Source organism: Streptomyces sp. NPDC059851 (genome assembly GCF_042732005.1).
Lineage (GTDB): Bacteria > Actinomycetota > Actinomycetes > Streptomycetales > Streptomycetaceae > Streptomyces.
Genome location: NZ_JBHWJJ010000024.1, coordinates 33,905 through 60,903 on the forward strand (window position 1 = coordinate 33,905; position 26,999 = coordinate 60,903).

At 72.5% G+C, this 26,999-nt stretch carries 29 protein-coding genes; 13 read left to right on the top strand and 16 right to left on the bottom strand.

Translation table 11 applies throughout. The features are described from left to right. Positions 1-180: 180 nt before the first annotated feature. The 8 genes from ACFV7Q_RS11445 to ACFV7Q_RS11480 form a co-directional block, all read right to left on the bottom strand. On the bottom strand, positions 181-420 hold the full coding sequence (locus tag ACFV7Q_RS11445; RefSeq protein ID WP_385426806.1) for a hypothetical protein: 240 nt from the start codon (positions 418-420) through the stop codon (positions 181-183). A 113-nt stretch (positions 421-533) separates the two neighbouring features. Then, positions 534-1,571 (bottom strand): hypothetical protein, encoded by a 1,038-nt coding sequence (locus tag ACFV7Q_RS11450; protein ID WP_385426808.1) that lies wholly within the window; start codon positions 1,569-1,571, stop codon positions 534-536. Beyond that, positions 1,568-4,924: an AAA family ATPase gene (locus ACFV7Q_RS11455; RefSeq protein ID WP_385426811.1), complete on the bottom strand. Its 3,357-nt coding sequence runs from the start codon at positions 4,922-4,924 to the stop codon at positions 1,568-1,570. The genes ACFV7Q_RS11450 and ACFV7Q_RS11455 overlap by 4 nt, the downstream gene beginning before the upstream one ends. A 39-nt stretch (positions 4,925-4,963) precedes the next feature. Further along, positions 4,964-6,133: an exonuclease SbcCD subunit D gene (locus tag ACFV7Q_RS11460; protein ID WP_385426813.1), complete on the bottom strand. Its 1,170-nt coding sequence runs from the start codon at positions 6,131-6,133 to the stop codon at positions 4,964-4,966. Positions 6,134-6,210: 77 nt separating this feature from the next. Further along, positions 6,211-8,043 carry an ATP-binding protein gene (locus ACFV7Q_RS11465; protein WP_385426816.1) on the bottom strand — a complete coding sequence of 611 codons (1,833 nt, stop codon included), beginning with the start codon at positions 8,041-8,043 and terminating at the stop codon, positions 6,211-6,213. Between the two features lie 448 nt (positions 8,044-8,491). After that, positions 8,492-8,623 carry a hypothetical protein gene (locus ACFV7Q_RS11470; RefSeq protein ID WP_385426818.1) on the bottom strand — a complete coding sequence of 44 codons (132 nt, stop codon included), beginning with the start codon at positions 8,621-8,623 and terminating at the stop codon, positions 8,492-8,494. A gap of 402 nt (positions 8,624-9,025) precedes the next feature. Continuing rightward, positions 9,026-9,508 (bottom strand): hypothetical protein, encoded by a 483-nt coding sequence (locus ACFV7Q_RS11475; RefSeq protein WP_385426821.1) that lies wholly within the window; start codon positions 9,506-9,508, stop codon positions 9,026-9,028. Continuing rightward, complete coding sequence (locus ACFV7Q_RS11480) at positions 9,505-9,744, bottom strand: DUF2397 family protein (protein ID WP_385426929.1); 240 nt, start codon at positions 9,742-9,744, stop codon at positions 9,505-9,507. The genes ACFV7Q_RS11475 and ACFV7Q_RS11480 overlap by 4 nt, the downstream gene beginning before the upstream one ends. Before the next feature lie 820 nt (positions 9,745-10,564). Between ACFV7Q_RS11480 and ACFV7Q_RS11485 the strand changes: the two genes are divergently transcribed. Next, positions 10,565-11,038 carry a carboxymuconolactone decarboxylase family protein gene (locus ACFV7Q_RS11485; protein ID WP_385426824.1) on the top strand — a complete coding sequence of 158 codons (474 nt, stop codon included), beginning with the start codon at positions 10,565-10,567 and terminating at the stop codon, positions 11,036-11,038. Positions 11,039-11,170: 132 nt separating this feature from the next. Continuing rightward, on the top strand, positions 11,171-12,088 hold the full coding sequence (locus ACFV7Q_RS11490) for an RNA polymerase sigma-70 factor (protein ID WP_385426932.1): 918 nt from the start codon (positions 11,171-11,173) through the stop codon (positions 12,086-12,088). Positions 12,089-12,113: 25 nt separating this feature from the next. On the opposite strand, the gene cynR is transcribed toward ACFV7Q_RS11490, so the two are convergent. Then, the gene (gene cynR, locus ACFV7Q_RS11495) at positions 12,114-13,064 is read right to left on the bottom strand and encodes a transcriptional regulator CynR (protein WP_385426827.1); all 951 of its coding nucleotides are present in this window, start codon (positions 13,062-13,064) and stop codon (positions 12,114-12,116) included. A 129-nt stretch (positions 13,065-13,193) separates the two neighbouring features. Between cynR and ACFV7Q_RS11500 the strand changes: the two genes are divergently transcribed. From ACFV7Q_RS11500 to ACFV7Q_RS11510, 3 genes are all read left to right on the top strand, one after another. After that, positions 13,194-13,784 (top strand): carbonic anhydrase, encoded by a 591-nt coding sequence (locus tag ACFV7Q_RS11500; protein ID WP_385426830.1) that lies wholly within the window; start codon positions 13,194-13,196, stop codon positions 13,782-13,784. 137 nt (positions 13,785-13,921) lie between these two features. Continuing rightward, positions 13,922-14,392, top strand: a complete 471-nt coding sequence (gene cynS, locus ACFV7Q_RS11505) for a cyanase (protein WP_385426833.1) — start codon at positions 13,922-13,924, stop codon at positions 14,390-14,392. 93 nt (positions 14,393-14,485) lie between these two features. After that, positions 14,486-15,007: a pyridoxamine 5'-phosphate oxidase family protein gene (locus ACFV7Q_RS11510; RefSeq protein WP_385426836.1), complete on the top strand. Its 522-nt coding sequence runs from the start codon at positions 14,486-14,488 to the stop codon at positions 15,005-15,007. An 18-nt stretch (positions 15,008-15,025) separates the two neighbouring features. Here ACFV7Q_RS11510 and ACFV7Q_RS11515 read toward each other — a convergent pair whose 3' ends face one another. Then, positions 15,026-15,583: a hypothetical protein gene (locus ACFV7Q_RS11515; RefSeq protein ID WP_385426839.1), complete on the bottom strand. Its 558-nt coding sequence runs from the start codon at positions 15,581-15,583 to the stop codon at positions 15,026-15,028. Positions 15,584-15,783: 200 nt separating this feature from the next. On the opposite strand from ACFV7Q_RS11515, the gene ACFV7Q_RS11520 reads away from it, so the two are divergent. The 3 genes from ACFV7Q_RS11520 to ACFV7Q_RS11530 all read left to right on the top strand — a co-directional run bounded on the left by ACFV7Q_RS11520 (position 15,784) and on the right by ACFV7Q_RS11530 (position 19,034). Further along, positions 15,784-16,356 (top strand): dihydrofolate reductase family protein, encoded by a 573-nt coding sequence (locus ACFV7Q_RS11520; protein ID WP_385426842.1) that lies wholly within the window; start codon positions 15,784-15,786, stop codon positions 16,354-16,356. A 145-nt stretch (positions 16,357-16,501) separates the two neighbouring features. Next, complete coding sequence (locus ACFV7Q_RS11525) at positions 16,502-17,710, top strand: FAD-dependent oxidoreductase (protein WP_385426844.1); 1,209 nt, start codon at positions 16,502-16,504, stop codon at positions 17,708-17,710. A 121-nt stretch (positions 17,711-17,831) separates the two neighbouring features. Then, a complete protein-coding gene (locus tag ACFV7Q_RS11530) occupies positions 17,832-19,034 on the top strand; it encodes an erythromycin esterase family protein (RefSeq protein WP_385426847.1) in 1,203 nt (400 codons plus the stop codon). A 109-nt stretch (positions 19,035-19,143) separates the two neighbouring features. On the opposite strand, the gene ACFV7Q_RS11535 is transcribed toward ACFV7Q_RS11530, so the two are convergent. The 4 genes from ACFV7Q_RS11535 to ACFV7Q_RS11550 all read right to left on the bottom strand — a co-directional run bounded on the left by ACFV7Q_RS11535 (position 19,144) and on the right by ACFV7Q_RS11550 (position 22,025). Continuing rightward, positions 19,144-19,338 carry a hypothetical protein gene (locus tag ACFV7Q_RS11535; RefSeq protein WP_385426850.1) on the bottom strand — a complete coding sequence of 65 codons (195 nt, stop codon included), beginning with the start codon at positions 19,336-19,338 and terminating at the stop codon, positions 19,144-19,146. Further along, a complete protein-coding gene (locus ACFV7Q_RS11540) occupies positions 19,335-19,748 on the bottom strand; it encodes a hypothetical protein (protein ID WP_385426853.1) in 414 nt (137 codons plus the stop codon). Before ACFV7Q_RS11540 ends, ACFV7Q_RS11535 begins: the two co-directional genes overlap by 4 nt. 97 nt (positions 19,749-19,845) lie before the next feature. Further along, positions 19,846-21,291, bottom strand: a complete 1,446-nt coding sequence (locus tag ACFV7Q_RS11545) for a sensor histidine kinase (protein WP_385426856.1) — start codon at positions 21,289-21,291, stop codon at positions 19,846-19,848. Beyond that, positions 21,288-22,025, bottom strand: a complete 738-nt coding sequence (locus ACFV7Q_RS11550; RefSeq protein ID WP_385426858.1) for a response regulator transcription factor — start codon at positions 22,023-22,025, stop codon at positions 21,288-21,290. The genes ACFV7Q_RS11545 and ACFV7Q_RS11550 overlap by 4 nt, the downstream gene beginning before the upstream one ends. 261 nt (positions 22,026-22,286) lie before the next feature. On the opposite strand from ACFV7Q_RS11550, the gene ACFV7Q_RS11555 reads away from it, so the two are divergent. The 3 genes from ACFV7Q_RS11555 to ACFV7Q_RS11565 all read left to right on the top strand — a co-directional run bounded on the left by ACFV7Q_RS11555 (position 22,287) and on the right by ACFV7Q_RS11565 (position 23,209). Beyond that, entirely contained in the window at positions 22,287-22,601 is a 315-nt protein-coding gene (locus ACFV7Q_RS11555) for a hypothetical protein (RefSeq protein ID WP_385426860.1), read from the top strand. A 102-nt stretch (positions 22,602-22,703) separates the two neighbouring features. Beyond that, positions 22,704-22,937, top strand: a complete 234-nt coding sequence (locus ACFV7Q_RS11560; protein WP_385426863.1) for a hypothetical protein — start codon at positions 22,704-22,706, stop codon at positions 22,935-22,937. Beyond that, positions 22,937-23,209, top strand: a complete 273-nt coding sequence (locus ACFV7Q_RS11565) for a hypothetical protein (RefSeq protein ID WP_385426865.1) — start codon at positions 22,937-22,939, stop codon at positions 23,207-23,209. Before ACFV7Q_RS11560 ends, ACFV7Q_RS11565 begins: the two co-directional genes overlap by 1 nt. Positions 23,210-23,297: 88 nt before the next feature. Here the strand turns inward: ACFV7Q_RS11565 and ACFV7Q_RS11570 are convergent, their stop codons facing one another. Further along, a complete protein-coding gene (locus tag ACFV7Q_RS11570; RefSeq protein WP_385426868.1) occupies positions 23,298-24,341 on the bottom strand; it encodes a DUF6745 domain-containing protein in 1,044 nt (347 codons plus the stop codon). An 18-nt stretch (positions 24,342-24,359) separates the two neighbouring features. After that, positions 24,360-24,686, bottom strand: a complete 327-nt coding sequence (locus ACFV7Q_RS11575) for a hypothetical protein (RefSeq protein WP_385426871.1) — start codon at positions 24,684-24,686, stop codon at positions 24,360-24,362. A 231-nt stretch (positions 24,687-24,917) separates the two neighbouring features. Between ACFV7Q_RS11575 and ACFV7Q_RS11580 the strand changes: the two genes are divergently transcribed. Both ACFV7Q_RS11580 and ACFV7Q_RS11585 read left to right on the top strand, forming a co-directional pair. Further along, positions 24,918-25,874, top strand: a complete 957-nt coding sequence (locus ACFV7Q_RS11580; protein WP_385426873.1) for an STM4015 family protein — start codon at positions 24,918-24,920, stop codon at positions 25,872-25,874. 11 nt (positions 25,875-25,885) lie between these two features. Then, entirely contained in the window at positions 25,886-26,992 is a 1,107-nt protein-coding gene (locus ACFV7Q_RS11585; RefSeq protein WP_385426876.1) for an STM4014 family protein, read from the top strand. Positions 26,993-26,999: the final 7 nt, after the last annotated feature.

Consider the following 26,999-nt stretch of genomic DNA (forward strand, 5'->3'; position numbering starts at 1 on the left):
CCACGTGCTGCTCCGAGGCCCGGAGGGGAGTTGCCCCGCGGGGGGCTGCCGTACCGCCGTCGGGGCTGCCGTACCGCCGTCGGGGCGGCAGTGCGGCAACCGTGCGCACCACGGCACGCGCGGCTCCGCAGGACACGCTCCGCAGTGCCGTCGGGGCTGCGGGCCCCGACGGCCGAGTGATCACGAGCGCAGGTGCCAGGTGAACTTCCCTCCGCCCACCCACCGGACCGTGTCCAGGTCGTCGAGATCGTGGATGTGGACCCCCGCCTCCGCAGCAATCACGATCACGTCGGTCATGGACGTCGCCGTACCGACCATCTCCCCGTCGACCTCCACGATCCGGAACGGCGGATCGCCCGGCTGTACCGCCAGGACGGTGATCCTCGGCGAGGGCATGTACGGGCTCGCGCTCTCAGTCATACAGAAAGCGTTCCACGCGGCCCCTCCGTCTGCCTGGCCCATCCGAGCGACGCCTCCGGACGCCGCGGCCCCGACGCGCCGCACCGAGCCCGGCCCGCATTGGGGGCCACGGCTCAGCTCGCCGCTGCCATGCGCAGGGCCCGACTGAGCAGGACGGGATTGCCCAGGCGGCGCCGTAGTTCTCTCTCCAGCCCGGCGACCGGTACCAGGTTCTGAGGGGCCCGGGCGTCCTTGTAGGCGCAGCTGGCGTACCGCGGCAGCACCAGCTGCGAAAGGTCGGCCAGCGCGATCGCCTCTGCCGCAGGGATGTCGGCGGCGCATTCCAGCCGCACCACCCCGGCCCACGGGGGGCCGGGCCTGCACGGCAGTCTCAGGTACCAGGCGTGGCGGTCCCAGGAGGTACCCATCAGGAACACCGGACTGCGTTCGCCGGCAGCCAGAGTGCCCACCATCGCGTGCAGGTCCGGCGGCAGGTAGGCGGTGCGGTGTGACTTGATGAACCCCAGCACTCGCGGCAGATGGGTCCGGCCGCGCAGCGGTCCGTCGACGACCAGTAGGTCCGAGCCCTCGGGGACGCCGTGGCCCGCCAGAGCGGTGCGGGCGTTCGCGGCGACGAGAACCTCAAGATCGCCGAGTCGGCGTTGCAGCGCCGCGGAAAGCAGTACTGCGAGGTTCTCCTCCTGGTCGTCGGAGGTGACGTGGGCGTGGTAGGTCCCGGCCGTCGTGGGCACGTCGACGGCGTTGGCGGCGGTGGTGAACAGCCCGCGCCGGGATTCAACGGTGAGCAGGTGGGCGCCGCGCGCGGGGCAGCAGCATACGGTGCCGGCCGTGTACGAGCCGCACAGCGCCATCGCGGCGTCCCGTGCGCCGCTGACGGCGCCGGTGGCCGGCGGCTCGGCGTCCGGGGGCTGCTCGATCCAGATCCGGGCCTCCACGCGGCGCACACCGTCGACGAACAGGACCGCGCCCGGGTCGGGCATGTGCGAGGGCGAGACGGGCTTCCAGTCGGCCGGTGCGCGTTCGATGTCGGACGTGACCTTGGCGGTCGAGTCCCCGATGGCGTTCTCGGCGTTCTCGACGCTGGAGCCGTAGGCGGGGTCCCAACCGTCGACGTGGAACCGCATTCGGGCCGCAGGCGCTGCGCCCGTCATGCGCCTTCCCGGGTGACCACGGACGTCCGGCTGTCGCGGTGCAGTCGGAACCGGACCGGGATCCGTTCGGCGAGCCCGCTGACGTGGGTGATCACCCCGACCATGCGCTCGCCCCGGGCGAGGTTCTCGAGGGTGTCGGCGACGGTCTCGAGCGAGTCGGGATCAAGTGTGCCGAACCCCTCATCGAGGAAGATGGACTCCAGTTTCGTCGAGTGGCCCAGGCCGGCCAACTGGTCGGATAGGGCCAGGGCGAGGGACAGGCTGGCCTGGAACGTCTCCCCGCCGGACAGGGTGCGAACCGACCGTTTCGAATCGGCGTCGGAGTGGTCGATGACGTAGAACTCGCCCTTGTGATGGCTGAGGTCGAACCGGTCACCCGACAAACGGCGCAGCGACTGCGAGGCTCCCGCTACCAGGGTGTCGAGGGCCGAGTCCGCCAGCCACTGCGGGAACTTGTTGGCCCGCATCAGCCTGGCCAGCTCGTCGGCCACGTGGTGCCGCGCGCGGGCGGTGTCGATCCCGTCCTGTACCGAGGCGGCTTCGGCGAGACGGTGCCGGATCGCCTCGACCTGAGCGCGAGCCCGCTCGGCTGCGACTGCCACCACCTGCGGGGCACGCGCGGCGCGCCCGGGACCGTCCCCGAGCTCACGGGGGTCCAGGCCGTCACTGCGCAGCGCAGCCTCCAGCTCGGCCAGGAGCTGCTCGGCACCGTGTTCTGCGGCCCGGGCCTCGGCTTGGGCGCGCAAGACTTCCGCCTGCCGGTCGTCGGCCCCCCGGGCCGCCCAGTCCTCTAGAGCTGCCCAGGCAGCGGCGAGGTCGTCGGCGTCGAGGCGCGGCGGGTTGAGCGCTGCCACCGCATCGCGGGCGCCGGTCAATGCGGACCGGGCGGTCGCCGCGCGGGTCTCCCACTGCCGCTGCCCGGCCAGCGCAACCTTGGCCGCCTCACGCGTCCGGCTTGCCCGAGCCGCAGCGGCCTCCACGGCCGCTTCGAGGCGGCAGCACTCCTCGAGCAGGCCCGGCAGGGCATCTGCTGACGGGGCCTGGTCCAGCAGTGTCTTCAGTTCGCCCAGCCGGCGGTCCAGGACGGTCTGCTCGCTATCGGCGGCCGTCAGCACCCGGAAGGCCTCGGCCTGGGCGGTCTGGGCATCGTCGTGCGCTCGCTCGGCTGATTCCAGAGTGACCGCCGCGTCCCGGTGGACCTGCTCGGCGGTGGCGGCCTCGGTTGCGGCAGCAGCCAGGTCGCTTTCCACCGAGGCGCCCCGGAAGCGGGCCCACGCTTCCAGGGCGGCCCAAGCAGCGGTTAGTTCATGCGTGTCGACGGCAGGCGGGGCGAGTTCGGCCAACGTGCCCAGCAGGGTGTGGAAGTCGCTGCGGGTCCGGTCGAGCTCCCGCTGCAGCGTGGCGGCGGCCGCGACGGCGCAGTCGCGGCCGGTCTCCGCTTCCTGTAGCGCCTCACGCGCCTGCTGCTCCCCGGTGGTCAACCCGGCGTGAGCAGCACTGAGTTCGTCGAGACGGATGCGGTCGCCGGGGCAGTCGCGCCCGGTACCGGCAGGCCGATCGGGCAGCAGTGTGTCCAGCCGCTCGTCGAGCAGGGTGCGCCGCTCGGTCAGCGTGTCCACGGCGCGCTGCCCGGCGGAGACCGTTTCGGCGGCGTCCGAGTGCCGGGACAGCAGGTGACGGTGTGCATCAGCCGAGGCGACACGGGTGGCCTCGGCGGCGGCGAGAGCGGGGGCGGCGGACTGCAGGGGTGGGAGGGTGGTGACGTTCTGGTCGCAGACCGGACAGGCGTGACCCACCCGAAGCTGAGGACGCAGCTGCGCGGCACCGTCAAGGGCACGGGCCTCTTCGGCCGCGGTTGTGGCTGCGTCGAGGCGTGACTGCGCCTCGGTGACCGCACCGGCGGCCCGGGCGGCCGCCTCGACGGCGTCGTCCAGCTCCCCGGTGGCAGCGACGAGGGAGTCCGTGACCTGGACGAGCTGGTCGAGTGTCCGGCGCGCCTCGGTGAGCCGGCTGCCGTCGCCGGCGGCGGCGAGCGCGGAGGAAGCACGGGTGTACCGGTCGCGGGCTGCGACCAACTGTGCGGCGGCGTCCTCGGCTCGGCGATCGAGTAACGCTTTCCGGCCGGCCAGTTCGGCTACGCCGTCGGGGGTCCGGACGGCAGCCAGTAGCTGTCGGTGGCGCTGCGAGATCGCGAGCGCCTGTTGGACCCGGTCGCGGTGCGCTCCGGCTGCGTCGGCGTTGGCGCGGGCTGCGTCGACGGCGCCTTTGAACGCCCGGAGCTGCGCCTCGCACTGCGCCAGCTCCTGCCGGGCGGGCTCCGCAGCCGCGATGACTTCGTCGCGACGCCTGGCCAAGGCGGCCTTGTCCGCGTAACGGGAGCGGGCGACTTCGAGGACGGCGCGCTGCGGGCCGGACCGGGCGGCGTCGGTGGCGTCGGAGAGGGCCTGGGCGGCTGCATCGGCGGCCTCGTGGGCCTGCTGGGTGGCCTCGTGGGCCTCCTCGGCGTGCTGCTGCAGCTCCTCGATGCCGTCCGGGGTGCGCAGGGAAGTGAGCAGGGAGAGCTCGGTGCGCAGTTTCTCGACGTGTGCGCGGGCACGGCCGGCACGTGTGTGCGCCACGTCGACACCGGGCACGAGTCGATCGACGGTGTCGGCCAGCAAGCCGAGAGACGACACTCGTGCCTGTGCGTCGGCTTCGGCTTCGGGGGTGGCGTCGGCGTGCCGGGCCAGCTGGTCGGTGAGGATCTCGATCTCTTTGGCTGCTTCGGCCGCTTGGGCGCCAGCACGCTTGCCGATGCCTTCGAAGTGGGCGGCGCCGAGCAGCTTGAGGAGGATCTGCTGTCGGTCGCGGGCGTTTGCGGACAGGAAGCGGGCGAAGTCGCCCTGCGGCAGCACGACGCACTGGCAGAAGTCCTCGAACGACAGGCCGAGTAACTGTTCGACAGTGGCGTTGAGTTCCTTGATCTCGCCGGCCAGCACTTCCGGTTGGGGTCCGGTGGGATCGATGAGGACAGCGGTGGGGTCGGTGAACCTCACCAGGCTGACGGCCTTCTGCTGGATCTGCTGGCCGACGCGGCGGACCTCGCGGGCGACCTGGAAGCGCTGGGATGCGACGTCGAAGGTGAGGGAAACCGTGCAGCGGTTGCTCGTCGGGGCGAGCGCGTAGGAGATGGCGTTGCTGCGGCCCCACCGGTATGCCGAGCCGTACAAGGCGAACGTCAGCGCGTCGAGGATGGTGGACTTGCCCGACCCGGTCGGGCCGACGAAGGCGAAGTAGTCGGCGTCGGTGAAGTCGACCACGGCAGGGGAGCGGAAACCGGCGAAGCCGTTGAGTTCCAGGCGGACGGGACGCATCTGAGGGGTTCCTTCGGCAGGGTGATCGGCGTCGCCGGGTCAAGGGCGGGCGATCGAGCGGGTCAGGTCGTCGTGCAGCTGGTCGAACAGGGCCAGGACCCGGTCGTCGCAGACGCCGATGCTGTGGCAGTAGTCGGAGAACAGCTGTGCGGGTGTCCTGGCCGGCCGGTCGACGGCGATGCCCGCCGTGGAGCCGGTTCCGGCGTGATCGGGATGGATACGGATCTCAAGGGTGTTGGGCAGGGGCTCGAGCAGGTCGTCACGGATGCCGGCGTAGGCCGGCTGGGTGACGACGAGCCTGAGGTAGTCCTCCCCGTAGTCGACGCGGCCGGCGATGAGCTGGGCGACGGTTCCCTCGACGGTGCGCAGCCTGCGGCCGGAGGTGATCGGAATGTCGGTGATCTTCGCAGGGGTGCCGGGCGAGGCTTGCACCAGGCAGACCACGTGGGTGTTGTTCTGCTCGCCGAAGTCGACGGCATAGGGCGACCCGCTGTAGTGCACGGGGCACGCGGCCGGGATGTGCTGTCGGCGGTGCAGGTGCCCCAGGGCCACGTAGTGGGCTTCGACGGGGAAGACGGCGGCTGGTACGTGGTACTCCATGATCGATTGGGCGGCCCGCTCGCCGCCGCCGAAGACGCCGCCGGTGCAGGTCAAGTGCGCCATGACGATGTTGACGGCGTCCGGAGTGAAGGGCTTCGTCAGGTTGTCCAGGACATCACGGACGAGCTGGTCATAGGCGCCGATGTTCTGTGACGGAGTGTTGGCGATGATCTCCGCAGCGCGGACGGCGTAGCGCTGGGAGAGGAAGGGCAGGACGGCGACGTTGACGTACTCGTCGCTGGACTTGGCGCGGAACCTGTGCACGCCGCCGTTCGCCGCCGGCCTGGCATGGCCGTAGATGTGGATGCCGGCAACGTCCGTCAGAGGTTTGTAGGCCTCGAACGTGGCGCCGTTGTCGTGGTTGCCGGCGATGAGGACGACCTCGATGTGCTGCTCGGCCAGCCGCAGCAGGGTGCGCACCACGAGCTTCTGGGCTTCCGGGGTCGGTGCGGGGTTCTCGTAGACGTCGCCGGCGATGAGGACGGCATCGACGTCGTTGTCGAGGGCGATCCGAGTGATCTCGCGGAGTACGCCGGCCTGCTCCTCGAGCCGGTTGCGGCCCTTGAGGGTCTTGCCGATGTGCCAGTCGGAGGTGTGGAGGAACTTCACGGGTCGGTCCTCTTGGGAGGGGTGCAGCGGAACAGCCGGCTGCGTCCGGGCATGTGCTGGGAGTGAGGGGGCGAGCGTCAGAAGGGCGGCTCGTCGATGGCACCGTCGTCGAGACCGTCGAACCACGGATCGCTCCCGGTCCGGGGTAGCTTGCTGAAGGGGTCCGGCCGCGCCGCGCTGCCGGCGTGCCGATCGACGGACGGGGTGCCGGTGCCGAAGGCGGGGCCGGCAGCCTCGGAGAGCCGGGTCGCCCAAGCAGGGAACGGGAATTCGACGGCCAGCGGCACCGGGATCTCGGGCTGGGAGACGAACATGGTGCCGGGTTTGGCGAGGGTGGCGCGCTGCCGCTGCGAGGCAGGCAGGAAACGGTACTCGGGGCGGCCCGCTTCTGCAGGGTCGAGTCGGCCGACGACCTTGATCGAAGAGTTCGCCACGATGCGCCGTTCCACCTCGGAAGCGGTCTGCTGGGCGCCGATGAGGATGATGCCGAGCGAGCGGCCGCGTTCGGCGATGTCGAGGAGTACGTCCTTGATCGGGGACGATCCCTCGCGGGGGGCGTACTTGTTCAGCTCGTCGATCATCGTGAACAGCAGTCCGCCCGGGCCGGCTTGTTCCTTGCGGTCGGTTTCCGCGGCGAGCACGACACCGACGACGAACCGTTGGGCGCGCTCCGGCAGGTTGTGCAGGTCCACTACGGTGACCTGCTGCTGCGACGTGTCGATGGAGTGCGCGACGGGACGGTCGGTGGCCGTGCTCAAGTCGCCGCGAAGCAGGGGCCCCAGCGGTCTTGCGGACGAGCGCAGCCGCCTCACGAACGCGTTGACGGTGCCCAGCCCGACCGCCGGCCCCGCCCAGTCCGCGCGAGTGGCGTCGTCGGTGACCCTCTGGGTGATGACGTCGATCATTTCTGCCCAGGTGCGGACGACGGTCCCTTCAAGGACGACCGCGCCGTCATTGCCGGCGGCGCGGGCTTCGCGGCGCAGCCGGCTCGTGACCTGGTGCACGACGATCGTGTACTGGTTCTTCTCGTCATCGACGTCGGCGAACACGTACGGGAGCAACTCGCGTTCGCAGAACTCCGAGAGCGTCCACCAGAACGCGGTGACGCCGCTGGTCCGGCCCGTGACGTGGGGACGGCCGGTGGTGTCAGCGGGCAGCGGCGGAGCATAGAAGCCGGCGGAGGCGAAGGGGCGGGCGGGTAACCCGAGCCGGGCGTACGCGCCGCGCAAGGTGTCGTCCAGGCGGGCGTTGGGCTGGTCGACGAACAGCAGGTCCTCGCCCTTGACCGAGAAGATGAGGGCCTTGGCGTTCACCGCGCGGGCCCCGAGGGCACCTGAGGTGAACAGCGAGTGTAGGAGGAACAGTGCAAAGCTGGTCTTGGTCGCCACCCCGGAGATGCCCGAGATCGACACGTGGGCGCCGCGGGTTCCGTCAAGGAACTCGAGGTTGAGATAGATCGGTTCGCCGTCGCGACCGATGCCGGCGGGAATGCGTGCGCTCATCCTGTCGAAATAGAGTGCGGCGTCCCGGTCGGCGCCGGCGGCCCGTATCGCGACTTCGCCGGGGCGTGGCGGTACGTAACACTCCGGGTCGACGCGGGTGGTGGTGACCTCGGCAATCTCCTGTACGTTCGCCGGCAGGATTCCGTCGGCGATGAGGAACACGTCCGAATCGAACGCGGCTCCCTCGTGTCGGGCAACCACCTCGGTCACCACGCCGGAGGTGATGACCGTGCCGCGCCCGGGGATATCCCGACGGGTGCTGACCACGTCGTCGAGTTGCAGGTAGGCGTCGGGGGAAAGCGCGACATGGAATTTCAAGGGTGTGGAATCCTCGGTGCCTGCCACCTTCCCGACTTCCTGCTCGACGCGGCCGTCGACAGTGTCGATCTCGGGTTCGGTGTGGGTCATGAGGGGCTCCCTGGGCCGTTCGCATCGCCGGTTGTGGCGACCCTGGCGGCGGGTGGTGGACGGTGCGCCGGGGCGCCGAAAAGCCACCGGGCGAAATCCCGGACGGAAATCTGTGCAGCGGTCACGTCAGTACCTGTCCCCCAGCGGGCCGGGGCGGGCCGGCCCCGTCGAGGAGAAGCGGCCTTTGCTGATGGCATCTCCTGCGGTGAGGAGATTTCTGGGCGCGCCGAAACAGGCCCACGGATATGCCGAATACATTCAGACCCCCCGGCGTGCTGGCGCCGCGCTTCGGATGGCGCAGCCGCAATTGTTCTCCCGCGCCATCCGTCTACGGACTTTACGCATCCTACATACGCTTCCAGCGCCGTGATGCGTATTCCGGAATCTTGCTCACCGCTCTCGGAAGCCACACGGTTTGGATCCCCGGACCGGCGCCGGGCGCGTCCGTTCAGGGTGGTGCGCCGCCGGCGATGACGGTGAGGAGGACGGGCAGTAGATCCTCCTCGTACACGGGTGTGGAATGCCGCCGCATCACAGGTACGAGCAGCTCGTCCTCCCAGGGGGCAACTCCGTCCTGCACGTGCAGAGCACCGTTGCCGCCGCTCGTGCCGCTGCGGCGGGGTCCCGTCGCTGTGGCCCGGGCAGCGGCCATCAGGGCTGCGAGTGCGGCCCGGGCTGCCACCTCGTCCAGCTGCTCACCAGGCAGCGAGGCGAGGACCGCGGCGAGGGCCCTTTGGTGTGCGGCCTGGCGGTGTTCCCGGGCCTGGGTTACCTGGGCCTTGGCCGCTGTGTCGTCGCGGGGGCGGCGCCTCTGCCGCGCGGGCCGGGACGGCAGGCGGTCCGCAGCGTCGGCACCGGGACCTGGGGCCCGCCCCGCCAGGACGGGTTGCGGCCTCCATCGTCCTCCTCGCTCTGACCGTAGAGCTTGCGCCAGGAGTGGTCGCCGACCGCGGCCTGGAAGATCTGTGTCCGATCTCCGGTGTCAGTACCGCTCGGGCGAGAGCCAGGGCGCGGCTGCGGGTGAAGGCGGTGCCCGCTGAGGAGTGCAGTCGGCGCAGGTTGGCATGCATGCCCGGCAGGGCCCGTACCAGGCGGAGAGAGACCAGTGCTGCCCGTCCTGTGCGGGCGTCGAACCAGCGCACAGCCCTTCCCAGTCGTCCGTGCGCCCGCCGCGAGAGGCGTTGAGGGCTCCGGCGGCCATGAGCTCGCGGGCCTGGGAGGAGTAGACGGCTTCCTGTGCCAGCAAGCCGAACCACGGTCGCAGCACCGCCAGTGCTGCTGCGGCACGCGCGGAGCCGGAGTCGAGTTCGGCGGCAACACGGGTGGCGTAGCCGACCAGCAGGCCCTTGAGGTCGTCGGTGGGCTCCTCGTCGAGGTCGAACCGGTCCACGAGACCGATCACTGCGTCCTCGGCCCCGACCAGCGCGGCCTCCAGGTCATCGTGGCTGGTGAAGACGGCGTTCACCGCGTCCGACGCGGCACGTCGAGGCGGCCGCTCTCGGGCTCGGCCGCGCCCAGGGCTGCGGCGAGCTGCTCGAGGTGGGAGACGATGCGGTTCAGCGAAACGATCGGGATTTCCCGCACGGTGACTGTTCCCGCCAGAACCTGATGGTAGAACCGCTGAACGTGCCGGCCGGCGGGACTGGCGGTGTAGCGCCAGTTGCGGGCCAGGATCTGCCGGACTCCGGCCGTACCAGGTATCCGACGACCTTACGAGCATCAGCCACGCTGTCGGTTGCGCAGGCGTCTCTTGTTCTGGTGACACGACTCCCCCGTCCACGGCACGAAGGGACCACCCGTTCCAAGCACTTATCGGGAAAGTGGACGTCCCCACTGACAGCACTGTTGGTGAAACGTCAATTCACGGCACCTCGCTGCGGCGCGGGTGACGTGAATGCAGCGCATGCCTTTGAGCGGAGGCGATCGAGGACGCGATCGGTCGGCCAGGGCTGCTCCACGTCGCCGAGCGGCCCTGAACAGCGTTGACGGCGACGTCGGCAAGGTGACCACGCGCGGCACGGTGCGCGGGTGGGAGAATCAGGACTCTCGCGCCCGAGGGTTTGCGGATGATATTCAGCCAAGTTGCTGCATGAAGGCCGACTCATAACGCGGCCGATGGGGCTGCGCCTTTCATGTTCCGCGAATTAGATAAATCGTTCGACTTTTCGGCGGTCGATTCTCTCTGTGCCGGTCAGGTCCCGGAGTCTGGACCGGCAGAAGAGTCTCCTCGGCGTCGGACACGTCGTATGGGCGCGCCACCTCACCTGCGCTATCGCCGGACTGCTCGTGGCAGAGCACACTGCCCCTACGGCGGCGGCCCCTGCTCCGCGAGTGCATCACGAGCCGACCGGGTGCCATCCCTGGAACCGGAGGGCGGTCCACCCTGTCCGCTCGAGCGCGCGGACAACGGAGTGTCCGTCGCGGGGGGTGGGGTGATGCAGGTCACGTCCGGGCGTGTCACAGGGGGGCGGGCCGTCTCGTCTCGGGGGTGTACGCACTCACGACGACGCAGGAGCACACCATGGACGCTCGACTCGACATCCTCGCCAGCACCACGGTCGGCAAGGCCCTCAAGCACCTCATGGCGGCGGGCAAGACGGTCAAGGAATCGCCGCTGCCGGCCGCGACGCAGGAACTGGTGGCGCTGCGCGTGAGCCAGATCAACGGCTGCGCCGTCTGTCTCGACATGCACACCAAGGAGGCCGCCGCGGCCGGCGAGACCGCGGTCCGGCTGCACCTGGTCGCGGCCTGGCGGGAGGCCACCGTCTTCACCGGGGCCGAGCGTGCGGCGCTGGAGCTGGCGGAGGAGGGGACCCGGGTGGCGGACGTGGCCGGCGGGGTCAGCGACGAGGTGTGGGCGCGCGCCGCCGAGCACCACGACGAGGAACAGCTCACCGCCCTCGTCCTCCTGATCTCGTTCATGAACATGGCGAACCGGATGAACCTCATCACCCGGCAGCCGGCCGGCGACTACGTGCCCGGTCAGTTCCACTGACCACTGGCCCCGGGACTCCGGCGTGTTGCGCCGGCCCGCGGCCGGTCCGGATGATCGACAAGAGAGTGCGCGTCGGCGCGTACGCGCTGCACGGGGAGGGGATGCACCATGACCGGGGCCATGACCGGGGCGATGACCGGGGCCGAGGACTTCGAGGAACTGCGGCCGCTGCTGTTCTCCATCGCCTACCGGGTCCTGGGCAGCGTCAGCGAGGCCGAGGACGCGGTGCAGGAGACGTGGCTGCGCTTCGCCGGCTCGGCGACCCGGCCCACGTCGACCAAGGCCTTCCTGGCGGCGACCGTGACGCGCATCTCCATCGACGTACTGCGTTCCGCGCGGGTGCGGCGGGAGGAGTACGTCGGTCCGTGGTTCCCGGAGCCGCTGCTCAGCGACCCGTACCAGGATCCGGCGCGGTCGGCGGAGCTGGCTGACTCGGTGTCGATGGCCGCACTGCTCCTGCTGGAGCGCCTCAGCCCGCTGGAACGGGCGGTGTTCCTGCTGCGGGACGTGTTCGCCTTCGGGTTCGACGACATCGCCGCGGCGGTGGGCCGGTCCGAGGCGGCATGCCGGCAGCTGCTCGTACGGGCCCGACGGCACATGCAGGACGGTCGGCCGCGGTTCGCAGCAGACCGCCGGGAACGGCAGGAACTGGCGACCCGCTTCTTCGACGCGCTGCAGAACGGCGACGTGGGCGGGCTGCAGGACCTGCTGGCCGGTGACGTGCAGCTGGTCGGGGACGGCGGCGGCAAGGCCCCGAACCTGGCCAGGACCATCATGGGCGCGCAGAAGGTGGCCCGGCTCCTGGGCGCGGTCTTCCCCTTGCTGGCCCGGATCGACGTGACGCTCGAACAGCACGAGATCAACGGCCAGTCCGGCGCGCTCCTCCGCGACCGGGACGGCAAGGTCCTGCAGGCGATGGTCCTCGACGTGCTCGACGGGCAGGTCCAGGCCGTCCGCACGGTGGTCAACCCCGACAAGCTCGGCCACCTCGGGCCGGTCGCCGACGCCTGGGCCCTCGACCGCGAGCTGAAGCAGGCCCGCCGACGGTGACCGGCCCGCCCCCGCCCCCGGCGGATCACGGGGGCGGGTCACGGGCGGGGTCACGGGGCGGGGCGTATCCGCGGGCATCGACCAGGTCGCGGGTGAGCCGGGTGAAGGCGCGGGAGGCGGCGCTGCGGTACGCGCCCTCGCGTGCCAGGAGGGTGACGGTGCGGGCGGGCAGGGGAGGGTCGAGGGGCACGGGGGCGAGGTGGGGGTGCTCGTGGGTGATCGCGTCGGGGAGGACGGTGGCCAGGGGGGTGCGCTGGACGATCTCGATGAGGGCCTGCACGGAGTTGGCTTCGACCGCGATGCGGGGGCTGACGCGGTGGTCGGCCAAGTAGGCGTCGATGTGGCCGCGCGTGGCGAAGGCGGTGGTGAGCAGGGCCAGTTGCTCGTCCGCCAGGTCCCGGACCGGCAGGGCACCCTGCCGCGTCCGGGTCGCGGTCCGCGTACGGGTGTGCCGGGTGCCGGTGACGAGGCTGAGGGTTTCGGTGAACAGGGGCGTGGCGGTGATGCCGGGCAGGTGGGGTCCCGCGAAGGCGATGCCGACGTCGAGGTCGTCGGTGAGCAGCGCCGCTTCGATGCGGTCCTGGGTCGTCTCCGTCAGGGTCAGGCCGATGCCCGGGTGGCGGGTGTGGAGCGCGGCGGTGAGCGGGCCGACGAGGTAGGCGGTGAAGGTGGGGGTCACGCCCAGGCGCAGGTGGCCGCGGGACAGGTCCTGCGTGTCGTGGACGGCGCGTTCGGCTGCTTCCAGGTCGCGCAGCGCGCGCCGGGCGTGGTCGGTGTAGACCTCGCCGGCGTCGGTGAGCCGCACGGTGCGGCCCGTCCGGTCCAGCAGTTGCACGCCGAGAACACGTTCGAGCTGTCTGATCTGTTGGGACAGGGTCGGCTGGGAGACGTGCAGCTCCTCGGCGGCGCGGGTGAAGTTGCCGTGCTGGGCCACGGCGAGGAGATAGCGCAGGTGACGCAGTTCCGGAGCAGCCATGGCACTCACTATAGGCACGCTCTATGGCTCTTATGGCCAGTGCGTCTTGGAATCTATAGGTGCAGGTGGTGCAGGCTGGGCGGGAGGTCGCCGGCCGCGTGGGCCGGCAGCCACCGAAGGGAGTGACCCATGCCAGATCTCGCCGGCGGCATCGCACGGTTCCAGCGGGACGTCTTTCCGGCCAAGGCCGACCTCTTCGCCGGCCTGGCGGCGCACCACACGCCGCACACCCTGTTCATCAGCTGCTCCGACGCCCGCGTCGTCCCCGAGCTGATCACCGGCTGCGAGCCGGGCGAGCTGTTCGTCATCCGCACCGCCGGCAACCTCGTCCCGGCCTGCACTCCCCGCGCGGACGGGGTCGCGGCGAGCATCGAGTACGCCGTCGCCGTGTTGGGCGTGTCCGACATCGTGGTGTGCGGGCACTCCGCCTGCGGCGCGATGACCGCCCTCGCCCACGGTCAGGACCTGGGCACCGCGCCCGCGTTCGCCGACTGGCTGCGGCACGCAGACGCCCCCAGGGCCCGTACCGCCCCCGGCGACGTTGCCGGTCTGGTCCGGCAGAACGTGCACGCCCAGCTGGCGAACCTGGCCACCCACCCCTCGGTCGTCCGAGCTCTGGCCGGGCACGAGATCACCCTTCACGGCTGGGTCTACGACATCGGCAGCGGCCACGTCGAGGAACTGCGCACCGCCGACCACGGCCCCGCCGTCGCGGCCTGACCACCCCGGATCCGATGCCCGCCGCACGGCACCGCGCCACGATGCGCCGTGCCGCGCCGCCCCCACCCGCCGCTTCGCGGCCCCCTACCCACGGGTTCCGCGAACCGGTTCACCGAGAAGGAACGGAAGTACTGACCATGGTGCACGCCCAGTTCGACCCCACCGTCCGCCAGGCCCTGGCCCGCACCGCCGTCGAGGCCAAGACCCGCAAGGACCTCACCTGGCAGCAGATCGCCGACGCCGCCGGCCTGTCGGTCGCCTTCACCACCGCCGCGATCCTCGGCCAGCACCCGCTGCCCGAGGCGTCCGCCGCAGCCGTGGCCGAGCTGCTCGGCCTCGACGACGACGCGGCGATGCTGCTGCAGACCATCCCCACCCGCGGTTCGATCCCCGCAGGCATCCCCACCGACCCGACCGTCTACCGCTTCTACGAGATCGTCCAGGTCTACGGCACCACCCTCAAGGCCCTGGTCCACGAGCAGTTCGGCGACGGCATCATCTCCGCGATCAACTTCAAGCTGGACGTGCAGAAGGTCGCCGACCCCGAAGGCGGCGAACGCGCCGTCATCACCCTCGACGGCAAGTACCTCCCCACCAAGCCCTTCTGACCCGCGCGGCCTCGGGCTCCTCGGACCCGGCCGGGGTCCGGCGCGGACCGGAAATCCGTACCCGGAGCGCCCCGTCGTGGCTACGCTGACCCGATGCGCGAAACGCCGGACGACCTCGAAGAGCTCCAGGCCCTCCTCAACGCCTCCCTCTCCCGTTCCACCTCGCACCTGCGCTCCATCATCAACACCGAGCGCACCCTGACCGCGGAGCAGCTCACCCAGGTGCTCACCGGCGTGTGCACCCTCGCCCTGTCCACCGTGACGGCGAAGGGCGAACCGCGGATCAGCGGTGTGGACGGGCACTTCCTTCGCGGCAAGTGGTACTTCGGCACGGCGCGCGACGCCGCCAAGGCCCGTCATCTCTCCGTGCGGCCCGCCGTCAGTGCCGCGCACCTGCGCGGTGACGCCCTGGGCGTGTTCACCCACGGCACGGTCGAGATCCTCAATCCGCAGGACGGCGAGCCGGCGGCGGACTGGCCGGACCTGCTCGCCCACTTCAAGGACTTCTACGGCGAGGACGCCTTCGACTGGGACGACGAGGTGGTCTACTACCGGCTGCATCCGCACTGGATGACCGCGTACGCCCCCGACGTCGCGAAGCTCACCGAGGCGTGACACCGGCGCACAGTGGCGTCAATCCGTCGTGTTCACGCTGCCGCAGCCAGCAGCTCCGTCAGCAGAACCAGAACCAGAACCAGCATCCGGACGCAGACAGCCGTTCCTCGGCTCCACGCGCGCGTCGTTGACGTACAGGTGGAGTGCGCCGTCCTCCGGGCAGCGCAGGGCGGCGGAGAGGCGCCGGGCCCTGCCATCGGCGCCGAACGCCAGCGCGACGGCCACGTGGAACACATCGTGGCCGACGGGGCACCGGAGCCCGGGAGCGTCCGACGGGACGAAGGCCCCGCCGGAGGCGGCCGGGGGCCCGGCCGACGGGACGAGCCGCCAGGCGAATCCGTCGGGTACGTAGTCGCAGCCGTTCGCGATCCCGAGCGGGATGCAGCAGGCGTCGCAGAAGCAGTCGCCCCGGACCGCCTCATAGGTGTCGGCACCGCACAGCGGGCACGTCACGGACCCGGCTGCCACCTCACCGTCCCACTCGGCCGGCACGGCGCCGGCCGCCAGGGCCACGAGGGCGTCGTCGCCCGTGCCGGGACCGTCCTCCGGCTCGATCCACACGAGTCCCCCGCCCATGGAGTGGATCTTCGCACGCCCGGTCGGCGCCACGGAGTCCCGCCTAGAGTTCTGCACGACCACCCGGGGTGCGGCTCACCCGCCCCCTGGGGCCGACGGCCGACGGCGGACGGCCGACGATTGACGGCCGACGACCGATGAATTCCTCCGCGCTCCACAGTCAGACGTTCAACCGGACAAGAGAAACCGAGGAGCCTCCCATGCGTACCCTGATCAGCACCGCCTTCATCTCGCTCGACGGCGTCGTCGAGGCTCCGGGCGGCGAGCCCGGCTACCGGAACTCGGGATGGACCTTCAAGAACGTCGAATTCCTCCCCGAGGCGTTCGAGATCAAGGACCGGGAGCAGAAGGAAGCCACCGCGATGCTGCTGGGCCGGACCAGCTACGAGGCCTTCAGCAAGGTGTGGCCCGACATGGAGGACTTCGCCGACTACAAGCTGATGCCGAAGTACGTCGTCTCCACCACCCTCACCGAGGACGACCTGGTGTCGAACTGGGGAGAAACGACCATCCTGCGCTCGCTCGACGAGGTCGCCGCCCTGAAGCAGACCGAGGGCGGCCCGATCATCATGCACGGCAGCGCGACCCTCAACCGGAGCCTGTCGGACGCCGGCCTGATCGACCGCTACCACCTCCTCGTCTTCCCGCTCCTCCTCGGCGCCGGCAAGCGCCTGTTCAGCACCACGGACAAGGACGCCCAGAAGCTGGAGCTGGTGGAGCACGAGGCGTACGCCAACGGCTTGCAGAAGAACGTCTTCGACGTCGTCCGCTGACCACCCCGCCGCACGCCCACCGCCGTACGCGACGCACCGCCCTACGCGCACCGCCGGGGGCGACGTGCGGCCGCCGCCGAACGGCACCCCCACCCGTACCCTCGGTGACGGTTGGGGGTGCCCGACCCGAACGGAGGGGTGTTGCATGCGGAAACTTCACGCGGTGGTGGTCGGCGCAGGAATCGGCGGCCTCACGGCCGCCCTTGCACTGCACGGCCGCGGCTGGCAGGTCACCGTCTGCGAACGGGCTCCCGAACTCCCCGCCACCGGAGCGGGCATCGGCCTCGCCCCCAACGCCCTGCGCGCGCTCGATGCCATCGGCGTGGACGCCGCCCGTGCCGCCGGCAGCGCCGTACCCGCGACGATGGGAGTGCGCCGCTCCGACGGCCGGTGGCTCACCCGGGTCGGCACCGCGGACATGGCGGCCCGCTACGGCACCGCCCCGATCGCCGTCCCCCGGCCGGCGTTCACCGCCGCCCTGGCGGCCGCCCTGCCGCCGGGGGCCATCCGCTACGGCACCGCCGTGACGGCCGTCGACGACGCCGCGGACCGACCGTCCGTCCGTACGGTGGTCGGTCCGCCCCTCCCCGCCGATCTGGTGGTCGCCGCCGACGGCATCCGCAGCCCGCTGCGCCACGCGCACTTCCCCGCCCATCCCGGCCTGCACTACCTCGGCGAGACTGCTTGGCGTACCGTCCTGGACGCCCCGGACCTCGGGATATCCGCCATGAGTGAGACCTGGGGGCGCGGCGAGCGGTTCGGCGTGACCCCGCTCTCCGACGGCCGCTTCTACCTCTACGCCACCGCCCTCGTCCCCGCCGGCAGCCGGTCGGCCGACCCCCGGGCCGAACTGCTGGACCGCTTCGGCTCGTGGCACCACCCGATCCCCGCCCTGCTGGACCGCGTCCGCCGCCTCGACCCGGCCCGGGTCCTCCAGAACGACCTCTACGACCTGGCCGCTCCGCTCCCGGCGCTGCACCACGGCCGCATCGCCTGGCTCGGCGACGCCGCCCACGCCATGGCCCCCAACCTCGGCCAGGGTGGTTGCCAGGCCATCGAGGACGCGGTGGTCCTCGCCCACCTGCTCCCACCCGGAGACGACCCCGACGGCGCCGACGGTTCGGGGAGCAGGCGCAGCCCGGCCTCCGTCCCGGCCGCCCTCGCCGCCTACACCGCCGCCCGCCGCGACCGCACCGATTCCGTACGCGTCCGGGCCCGCCGGGTCGGCCGCCTGGGCGCCCTCCGCAACCCCCTCGCGGCGGCGGCCCGCGACCTCGTGGTCCGTACCACCCCGGACCGGCTGGCCCTGCGCGGCATGGACGGCCTCTTCAACGGCTTCAACCTCCCCCGGTGATGCGCTCCTAGACGGCGGCGGCCGGCCGTGCGGCACCCGCCGCTTTGAGGGTTTCACCCCATCCGACCGGGTAGTTTCGCGGAAAAGTTTCAACCGAAGCTTCAACGATACGGTTGAAGCCATGGCTACCGACATCAAGGACATGGCCCACTCCGTCGACGCTGCCTCCGTCATGGGGCTGCTCCCGTCCCGGCCCCGCCTGCTCGCCCTGGGCGAGCCCACCCACGGCGAGGACGCCCTGCTCGACCTGCGCAACGAGCTCTTCCGCCAGCTCGTCGAGCAGGAGGGCTACCGGACGATCGCGATCGAGAGCGACTGCCTGAAGGGCCTCGTCGTGGACGACCACGTCACCTCGGGCGCGGGCACCCTCGACGAAGCCGTGGAACAGGGGATCAGCCACGGCTGGGGCGCCTCCGCGGCCAACCGCGAACTCGTGCGCTGGATGCGCGCCCACAACACCGGCCGGCCCGCGTCCGAGCAGCTCCGCTTCGCGGGCTTCGACGGCCCTCTGGAGATCACCGCCGCCGCGAGCCCCCGCCAGGCCCTCACCGCACTGCACGGCTACCTCTCGGCCCGGGTGGACGCGAACCTGCTCCCCTGCACCGCGGAAACACTCGACCGCCTGCTCGGCGCCGACGACCGGTGGACCGAGCCCGCCGCGATGACGGACCCGGCCCGGTCCGTGGGGCGGACGGCCGAGGCCGGGGAGCTGCGGCTGCTCGCCGACGACCTTGCGGCGCTGCTCGACGAGCAGACGCCGCACCTGCTCGCGACGACCTCGCGGGACGACTGGGACCGGGCGCGCCTGTACGGGCGTACCGCCACCGGCCTGCTGCGCTACCACTACTGGATGGCCGACACCTCACCGGCCCGCCTGGCACGACTGGTGGGCGTGCGGGACCAGATGATGGCCCGCAACCTCCTCGCCGTCGCCGAGCGGGGCCCAGCACTCGTCCACGCCCACAACTCCCACCTCCAGCGGGCGAAGAGCTCGATGCGGATGGGCGGGAGGCCGTTGGAGTGGTGGGGCGCCGGTGCGCTGGTGAGCGCCCGGCTCGGCGAGGAGTACGCCTTCGTGGCCACGGCCCTCGGCACCATCCGGCACCGGGGAGTGGACACGCCGCCGCCGGACACCGTCGAAGGACTCCTGTACGCGCTCCCGGAGGACCCCTGCGTCATCGACGCCCCGCGACTGGCCACCGCCCTCGGCGACACGCTGCCCGCACCGCGCACGTCCCCCTGGTTCGGCTACGCCCCGCTCGACCCGGCCCATCTGGCGGACGGCGACGGGATCGTGTTCGTCAAGGACGTCCCGCAACGCTGAGCGCTCGTGCCGCCGTCAGCCCCCGCGGGGGTCCAGGACCGCACCCGCCCGGGAACGCGGGCTCCCGGGCGGGTGGGGTGGCGCTCCCGGGCGGTGGGGCGGCCGCCGGTCAATTGCCCTCGCTGGCGTCCCGGTCCGCTTCGGACGCCGCCTGCTCGGCGGCGTCCAGCTTCTGCTGAAGGTCCGCGACCTCCGACTGCCCGGCGGGCGCCGACTCCTCGCCGCCCCCGCAGCCGGTGAGGAGCAGCGCCGCCCCGGCGGCCAGTGCCGCGAGGGCGGCGGCGCCTCGGATCCGGGCGGTCACTTGGTCCCCCGGGCGGCGCACCAGGCGCTGACGCCCTTCAGGTCGGCCTGGCGCTGCTGCAGGGTCGCCGGCATGCCCTTGCGGACGGTCAGGCGGTTGTTGAGGTACGTGTGCACCTCGGTGTGGCCGGCGGCCTTGGCCTCGGCGACGCGCTTCTCCAGCCGGGCGATCGACCCGGACACGGTGGCGTCGCCGTTCAGCCGGGTGAGGGCGGCGGCGACCCGGGCCTCGACCTTCGGCAGGCGCTTGCACAGGGCCTCCGCGCCGGCGCTCTTCGGGGCGGACCCCGCCGGCGGCGCGGCGGACGGGGCGCCGGCGCCGGCGTCGGCCTGCGCGGGCGAGGCGCACAGCAGCGCGCCGGCCAGTACGACGGTGCCGAGCGCGGCAGCGGTCCTGCGGTTCGTGAGCATGACGGTTCCCCTTCGTCGGTACGGACTCGGCCGCCGCACGAGCGGTTCGGCGACCGGATGGGACCGTAGGGACCGTTCTTGTGGATTCTTTGTGGGCTCAGGCGTCCGACGACAGCCACGCGCGCCGTGCCGGCAGGCGGGGCGCGGGGGAGTCCGGGACGGGGAGGGGGAGGCGTACGGTGAAGCGCGCGCCCGTGCCGTCGGGCGCGTCCTCCACGGTGACGGTGCCGTGGTGCAGGGACACCTGCTGGGCGACCAGGGTCAGCCCCAGACCGGAGCCGGGACTGCCCGGCCGGTGGTGGAACCGCTGGAAGACCGCCCCGCGTTCGGCGGGCGGGACTCCGGGCCCCGCGTCGTCCACGGTGAGGACGGCGCTGCCGTCCTCCGCGCGCAGCCGTACGGTGACCAGCGGCGACTCCTGCGGGAGGCGGCCGTGTACGACGGCGTTGGCCAGCAGGTTGGCGAGCAGGATCCGCAGCCCCGCCTCCCAGCCGAAGAACCGCAGCTCCGCGGGCAGATCGGCGGTCAGCCGCGCCTCGGGGTGACGGCGGGTCGCTTCGCCGACGGCCGAGTCCACCAGTTCGCACAGGTCGAGCGAGCCGAACGAGGAGACGTCCACCAGGTCGCCCACGGCGAGCATGCGCAGTGCCGTCAGGAGTTCGAGCAGCCGCGCGTGATCGCTGCGGAGGTCCTGCACCACCTCCGCCCGCTCGTCGGCGGGCAGGTCGGGGTGCGTGGCGAGGACGTCGAGGTCGGTCCCCATGCTCATGAGCGGTGTCCGCAGTTCGTGCGAGGCGGCCGAGGAGAAGGACCGGGCGGTGTCCAGCGCCTGCGCGGTCCTGGCCGCCTGCTCGTCGTAGCGGGCCAGCAGCTCGGCGATCGCGGCGGACAGCTCGTCCACCTCGGCCACGCCGGCCGGCGCGGTGGCGAAGGCCGCGGCACCCGCCGCCGGGTCGAGGGCGGCGGCCCGGCGGCTCAGCCGCCGTACGGAGGCGGTGGCGCGCCCGGCCAGCCCGTAGGCCACCAGGCCGGAGACCGGGGCCGCCAGCACGGCGACCAGCAGGACGCGGCGGCGTACGGCCGCGAGCTGCGGATCCGTCGCGGACGCCGGGGCGAACAGCCACAGCGTGCCCGGCGCGGGCCCGGCCACCGGGACGCTGAGCACCCGCCAGGCGCGGCCCTTGGCCCGGACGGTGACCGGGCCGTCCGCGGTCCGCTCCGGCAGCTGCACCGCGTCGGCGGGCTGCGGTCCGCCCTCCAGCACGACCGACCCCTGCGTGTTCCGGACCCGGATCCCGGCGTCCATGACGCTGCCGAGGACCTTGCGCTGCTGGTTCTGCTCCACCTTCGGCCGGTCGTTGCGGTCGGCGTTCAGCAGCGCCCTGACGTCGGGGAGCACCGCCGAGGCCCGGTCGCGCAGCCGGGCGTCCTGCTGCCGGCGCAGGTCCTGCTGGACCAGGCCGAGCAGCAGCAGGCCCGCGGCCAGTACGAGCAGCGGCACGACCACGGTCACCGAGACCGCGACACGGGTGGCGAGCTTCACGAGCCGCTCCGGCCGTCGTCCCCGGGGCTGGCGCGCAGGACGAAGCCGACGCCGCGCACGGTGTGGATCAGGCGGGGCCTCCCGCCCTCCTCCAGCTTGCGGCGCAGGTAGCTGACGAAGGTGTCGACGGCATCGGTGCGGACCTCGAAGTCGTAGCCCCACACCCGGTCCAGCAGCTGGTCCCGGGTCAGGACGATGCCGGCGTTGCGCACGAGCGTGGCCAGCAGCTCGAACTCCCTGCGGGTGAGGTGTACGGCGACCCCGTCGCGGTGCACCTCACGGGTCGCCGGGTCCACCACCAGCGGGCCGGCCCGCAGCGGCGCGTCCGGGGCCGTCCCGGCCGGACCCGCCGGCCTGCGGCGCAGCAGCGCGCGCAACCGCAGCACCAGCTCCTCCAGCGCGAACGGCTTGACCAGGTAGTCATCGGCCCCGGCCTGGAGCCCCGCGACCCGATCGGAGAGCTCGTCCAGAGCCGACAGCATCAGCACGGGCGTCTCGTCGCCCCGGGCCCGCAGGGTCCGGCACACCTCCGTTCCGGTCAGGCCGGGCATCGACACGTCCAGGACCAGGACGTCGGGACTCCGCTCGGCGAGCAGCGCGAGCGCGCCGGGCCCGTCCGCGGCGAGCAGCACGGTGAACCCGCTCAGCCTCAACCCGCGTTCCAGCGAGCGCCGGATGGCGGCGTCGTCGTCCGCGACGAGCACCACCCCGCCGGTGGCCGCACTGCCGGCCATTCGCCCCACCTCCCCGTCCCGGCCCCTCTCCGGAGCCGGGGCCCGACCCTCTCACGCCGACCCTTACGATGCGAAGCCGGGCGGGAGCCGGGGCCGACCGCCGACCCGACCGCGATCCCTCCGGGCGACCCACCACACCGGCCGACACCAGCCGTGGTGGGAACTGCCGTAGCAGGATTTCCGCGGAGGAGAGGGAAATCACCCCCGCCACCGCGTCCGTGAGATCGCCGCGTCCCTGCTCCAGCCCGTTAGCGTCCTGCCATGACGACCGAGAACCTCCACCGCGATCTCACTGCCCTCTGCAAGGCCACGGACAGCGGCTATCTCCTGCAAGTGGTCCGCGAGGGCAGCAGCGAGCCGCTCGCCGAGAAGGACCTCTCCCACTGGCCCGACTGGCCGGCGTTCCCGGCCGACGCCGCCCATGCGGCGGGGTGCGAACTCGTCGTGCTCGGCTACATGATCTGGCCTGACACCCTCACCCCCGACTCGCTGCTCGGATGGCATCCGCTACCGGACCAGCAGGGGTGGTCGGCGCAGGTCGGCAGCTTCGCCCAACTGCAGGCCGCCGGGATCTGACGGAATCCGCGTCCACGCGGGCTCGCCCGGAGTGGCCCCCGACCGCGAGGTCCGGCGATACCGTGGGGCACACCCGTTCCGCGCCGTCCTACGGAGCCCTCGATGAGCGAACAGCCGGCCCCCGCCGACACCGCCCGGCAGCAGCTGGACCCCGCAGCCGCCGACGCGGTGCGTGCGTACGCCGCCCGTACCCGCGCCAACGCCGACCAGTTCGCCGCCGTCATGGAGGACATCGCCACCAACGGCCTGCCGTCGGTGGAGGAGTGCACCCCGTGGGAGGAGCTGCGCGAACAGCACCTCGCCCGCCTCGCCGCCCAACGCCCGGCCGTCGCCTGATGGCTGCCCAGTACGGGCCGCGCCGTGCCCGGATCGCGTTCTCGGACTCAGCCGCGAAGCAACTGGAGAACATCACCAGCGAGGCCGGGATCCACGCCCTGGACCGTGCCCTGGTCGTCATCTCCGTCGACCCGGAGGCGGGCGAGCCGATCCCCGGCGCCACCGCCGGCCCCCGGCTCCGCCATTACACCGACGAGATCGAGTCCGTCCGCATCCTGTACTTCGTGACCGCGCTCAAGACCGTGGTCGTCGTCGCCTACATCGAGGTCTGACAGCGGTGATTCTCCGGCTCCGCTGCGGGGAAGCATGCACTGCCCGCCGGCGCCCCGACCCCGCCCGCCCCCGGCCGCCGCCCCGCCGTCAGGTCTCGCGCAGCGGCTCGTACGCCTCGGCGGCGACCCCGAAGGTCCAGGCAACGCCCTGCCGGGCGGTCCGTGTGTCCGGCGGCACCCGCAGCCAGTACGTCCGGTACGTACCGTCCGGCTCCGGCGTGGAGTTGACGACCTCGACCATGACGACGTCCTCGTCGTCCGGCAGCGGTATCCGCCACAGCACGCCCGCCCCGTCCCGGTGCACCGGCTCGGCCCCCGACTCGTCCAGGTAGCGCTCGTAGCCGTAGTGCTCCAGCATCACCCGGCGCAGCTCCGCGTTCTCCTCCCCGCGGATCCGCTCCGGCGTCAGCGCGTCCAGCTCGGCCAGGAACGCGCCGGGCACGGGCATCCCGCGCCACGCGTGCAGCGCGAACCCGTCCGGGAAGGCCAGGGCCGGGCCGTCGGCGCGGTCCAGGCGGCCCGCCTCGTCCCGGTGGAGCTCCACCGGCCGCTCGCACACCACGGCCAGCCGCTCGTACGGCCACCACCAGCCGGCCGACCGCGCCACCTCGGCGAGCCCGGCCAGCGGCCCCGCCCCGGTGTCGAACGCGCACAGCCAGGCCGCGTCGTGCTGGCCGAGCACCGCGTCGAGGAGCAGCAGCCGCACCTCGGCCTCCTCGGAGCGGTCCTCCGCCAGCTCCTCGACCAGCCCCGCGCGGATCCGGTCCGCCAGCCGCTCGGTGTTCTCCCACAGGCGGGCGCCGGTCGACGCCCAGCGCCGGCCCCAGCCCTGCGGCCCCAGGATCCCGTGCAGCCGTTCGCGCTCGGCCGCCCACGGCCGGCTGCGCACCTGCTCCCGGACGCTGCGCCCCCTGACGTGCGTCCCCCACGCCCCGTCGGGGTCGCCCAGCAGGCGCACCGCGGCCCGGGGCGAGTCCGCCCACACGATCCGTTCGGGCTCGGGCAGGCCGACCGCCCGGTAGGCCAGGCGCACCCCGGCCTCCGCGGCGGCGCGGTCCGCGGCCCCGGTGGCCGCCGCGGCCGCCCGCCACACGTCGGTCCCGTCCGTCACGACCTCTGCGGTTTCCGCCATCACGTTCCTCACGCCCCCTCAGTCAGCCACGATCCGCACGGCGCCCGGGACGTACTCCCGCTGGCGCACCACCCGGTACCAGCCCTTCGGCAGCGGTATCGCGGCGTGCTCCTCGTGCACCACCCGCCCGCCGTCGGGCAGGTGCAGCAGCTGCGGGCCGAACGGGCCGGCCTCCCGCACCAGTCGGCCCGGGCCGACCACCGCGTGCGCGTGCCCCGTCACCTCGCCCCGGGCCAGCACCATCCGGCCCCGCCCGTCGCGCGGCTCCGCCGGTCCGTCGGCCGCGTGCGGCGGCACCGCCGCCTCCGCGATCGGCACGATGAGCACGTCCCCCTGCCGGTACATGGCGTTCCCTTCCCCACGCGCCGCCCGCTGCGCCGCGTCTCTTCCCGAAGCTAAGGGGAGGGTCTGACAACGGCCGCCCGCCACGGTGCCGGCCGCCCGCCGCCCCCGCCACCAGAGCTGTCAGTGCCGCTTGCTACAACTTGCAGCACGTTCGTGCAGCGCACACCACGGCGCCAGGCACACGCACACGACGCACGCGACGCACCCGACACACGAGGAACGGCGGGGACCATGAGCCACCCGAGGCATCTGACGGATTCGTACGGCCTGCCCGTCTTCACCTTCCCCGGGCCGGACGACGAGGATCCGACGCTGCCCGAGCCGGACGCCGTCGCCTGGCGCATCGCCTCCGACACCTACGACGCCGACGAGAGCTGGACCGAGGCCTTCGCCCGCTTCACCGCTGCCGTCGACACCACCCGCGTCCGCGCGATCGTCGTCGGAGCCTGGGAGGACGCGTACGACAACGGGCCGGAGGAGATCATCGACGCGCTCGTGGCCGCCCGCGACGGGCTCCCCGCCCTGCGGGCCCTGTTCCTCGGCGACATGGAGTCCGAGGAGTGCGAGATCTCCTGGATCACCCAGGGCGACGTCGGACCGCTCCTGAACAACTTCCCCGACCTGGAGGAGTTCGGCGTCCGCGGCGGCAGCGGCCTCGTCTTCCAGCCCGTCACCCACCGCAGGCTGCGCTCCCTCACCGTCGAGACCGGCGGCATGCCCGCCCGGGCCGTGCGCAACATCGCCGCCAGCGCCCTGCCCGCCCTGGAACGCCTCGACCTCTGGCTCGGCACCGCCAACTACGGCGGGGAGTGCGAGCTGACCGACGTCGAGCCCATCATGGCGGGTGACCGGCTGCCGAGCCTGCGCCACCTGGCCCTGCGCAACAGCGACATCCAGGACGAGATCGCGACGGCCATGGCGTCCGCGCCCGTCGTGGCCCGGCTCGACACCCTCGACCTGTCCATGGGCGTCCTCACCGACGAGGGCGGCACCGCGCTCCTGGGCGGCCAGCCGCTCACCCACCTCAAGAAGCTCGACCTCCACCACAACTACCTCAGCGCCCCGCTGCAGCAGCGCTTCCGCGAGGTCCTCGAAGGCGCCGGCGTCAGCCTCGACGTCGACCGGGGCCACGCCTACGAGGACGAGTGGAGCGGCCGCACCTGGCGCTTCGTCGCCGTCGGCGAGTAGCGAGCCGGACCGTGACGCAGCACACGCCCCCACGCTGGGCGGTCGTCGGCAATCCGGAGAACCGCCGCGTCGCCCTCTTCACCCGGGCCGTGCGCGAGGCCGGACAGCCCGCGCCCCGCGTCCTGCCCTGGACCTCCGTCCTGCGCGGGGGCGGTGCGGACTTCGACGCCGACGAGCTGGTACGCCTCGACTCGCCGGGGGAGGACCCCGAGGTCGACCGGATCCTGCGCGGCGTCGCCGACCCCACCCGCGTCGAGGGCGGCGCCCGCTGGTACGCCCGCTTCACCGCGGCCGTACGGACCCTCCGCGGTGGCCTCCGCCTCGACGACCCCGACGAACTGGCCGTCCTGTTCGACAAGCGGCACTGCCACCGCGTCCTCCGGGACGCCGGGGTGCCCGTACCGGCGTCCCCGACCTCCGGCGGGGCCGCGCCCGTGCGCGGCTGGGCCGACGTACGGGACCTGATGGCCGCGCACGGGATGCCCCGCGTGTTCGTCAAACCCGCCCACGGCTCCTCCGCGTCCGGCGTCGTCGCGGTCGAGACGGCCGGCCGGGGCCGCATCCGGGCGACCACCTCCGTCGAGACCGCCGAGGACGGCAGCCTGCACAACTCCCTGCGGGTGCGCCGCACCACCAGCGAGCGGGAGACGGCCGCCCTGATCGACGCCCTCGCCCCCGATGGGCTGCACGTCGAACGCTGGTGGCCCAAGGCCTCCCTCGGCGGCCGGCCGGCGGACCTGCGCGTGGTCGTCGTGGCCGGCCGCGCCACCCACGCCGTCGTACGCACCAGCAGCTCGCCCATGACCAACCTCCACCTCGGCGGCAGCCGCGGCGACCTCGCGGCAGTGGCCGAGGCCGCGGGTCCCCGCTGGGCCGACGCACTGGAGACCTGCGAACGGGCCGCGGCCTGCTTCCCCGGCACCTTGTGCGTCGGCGTCGACCTGCTGCCCGCCGTCGGCTGGCGGCGGTTCGCCGTCGCCGAGGTCAACGCCTTCGGCGACCTGCTGCCCGGCCTCACCGGCCTGCCCGGCAGCGGAGCCGAGGGCCTGGACACCTACGCGGCCCAAGTCGCCGCCGCACCGCACCACATCGCAAGGAACCACCGTGCACCTGCCTGACACCCCC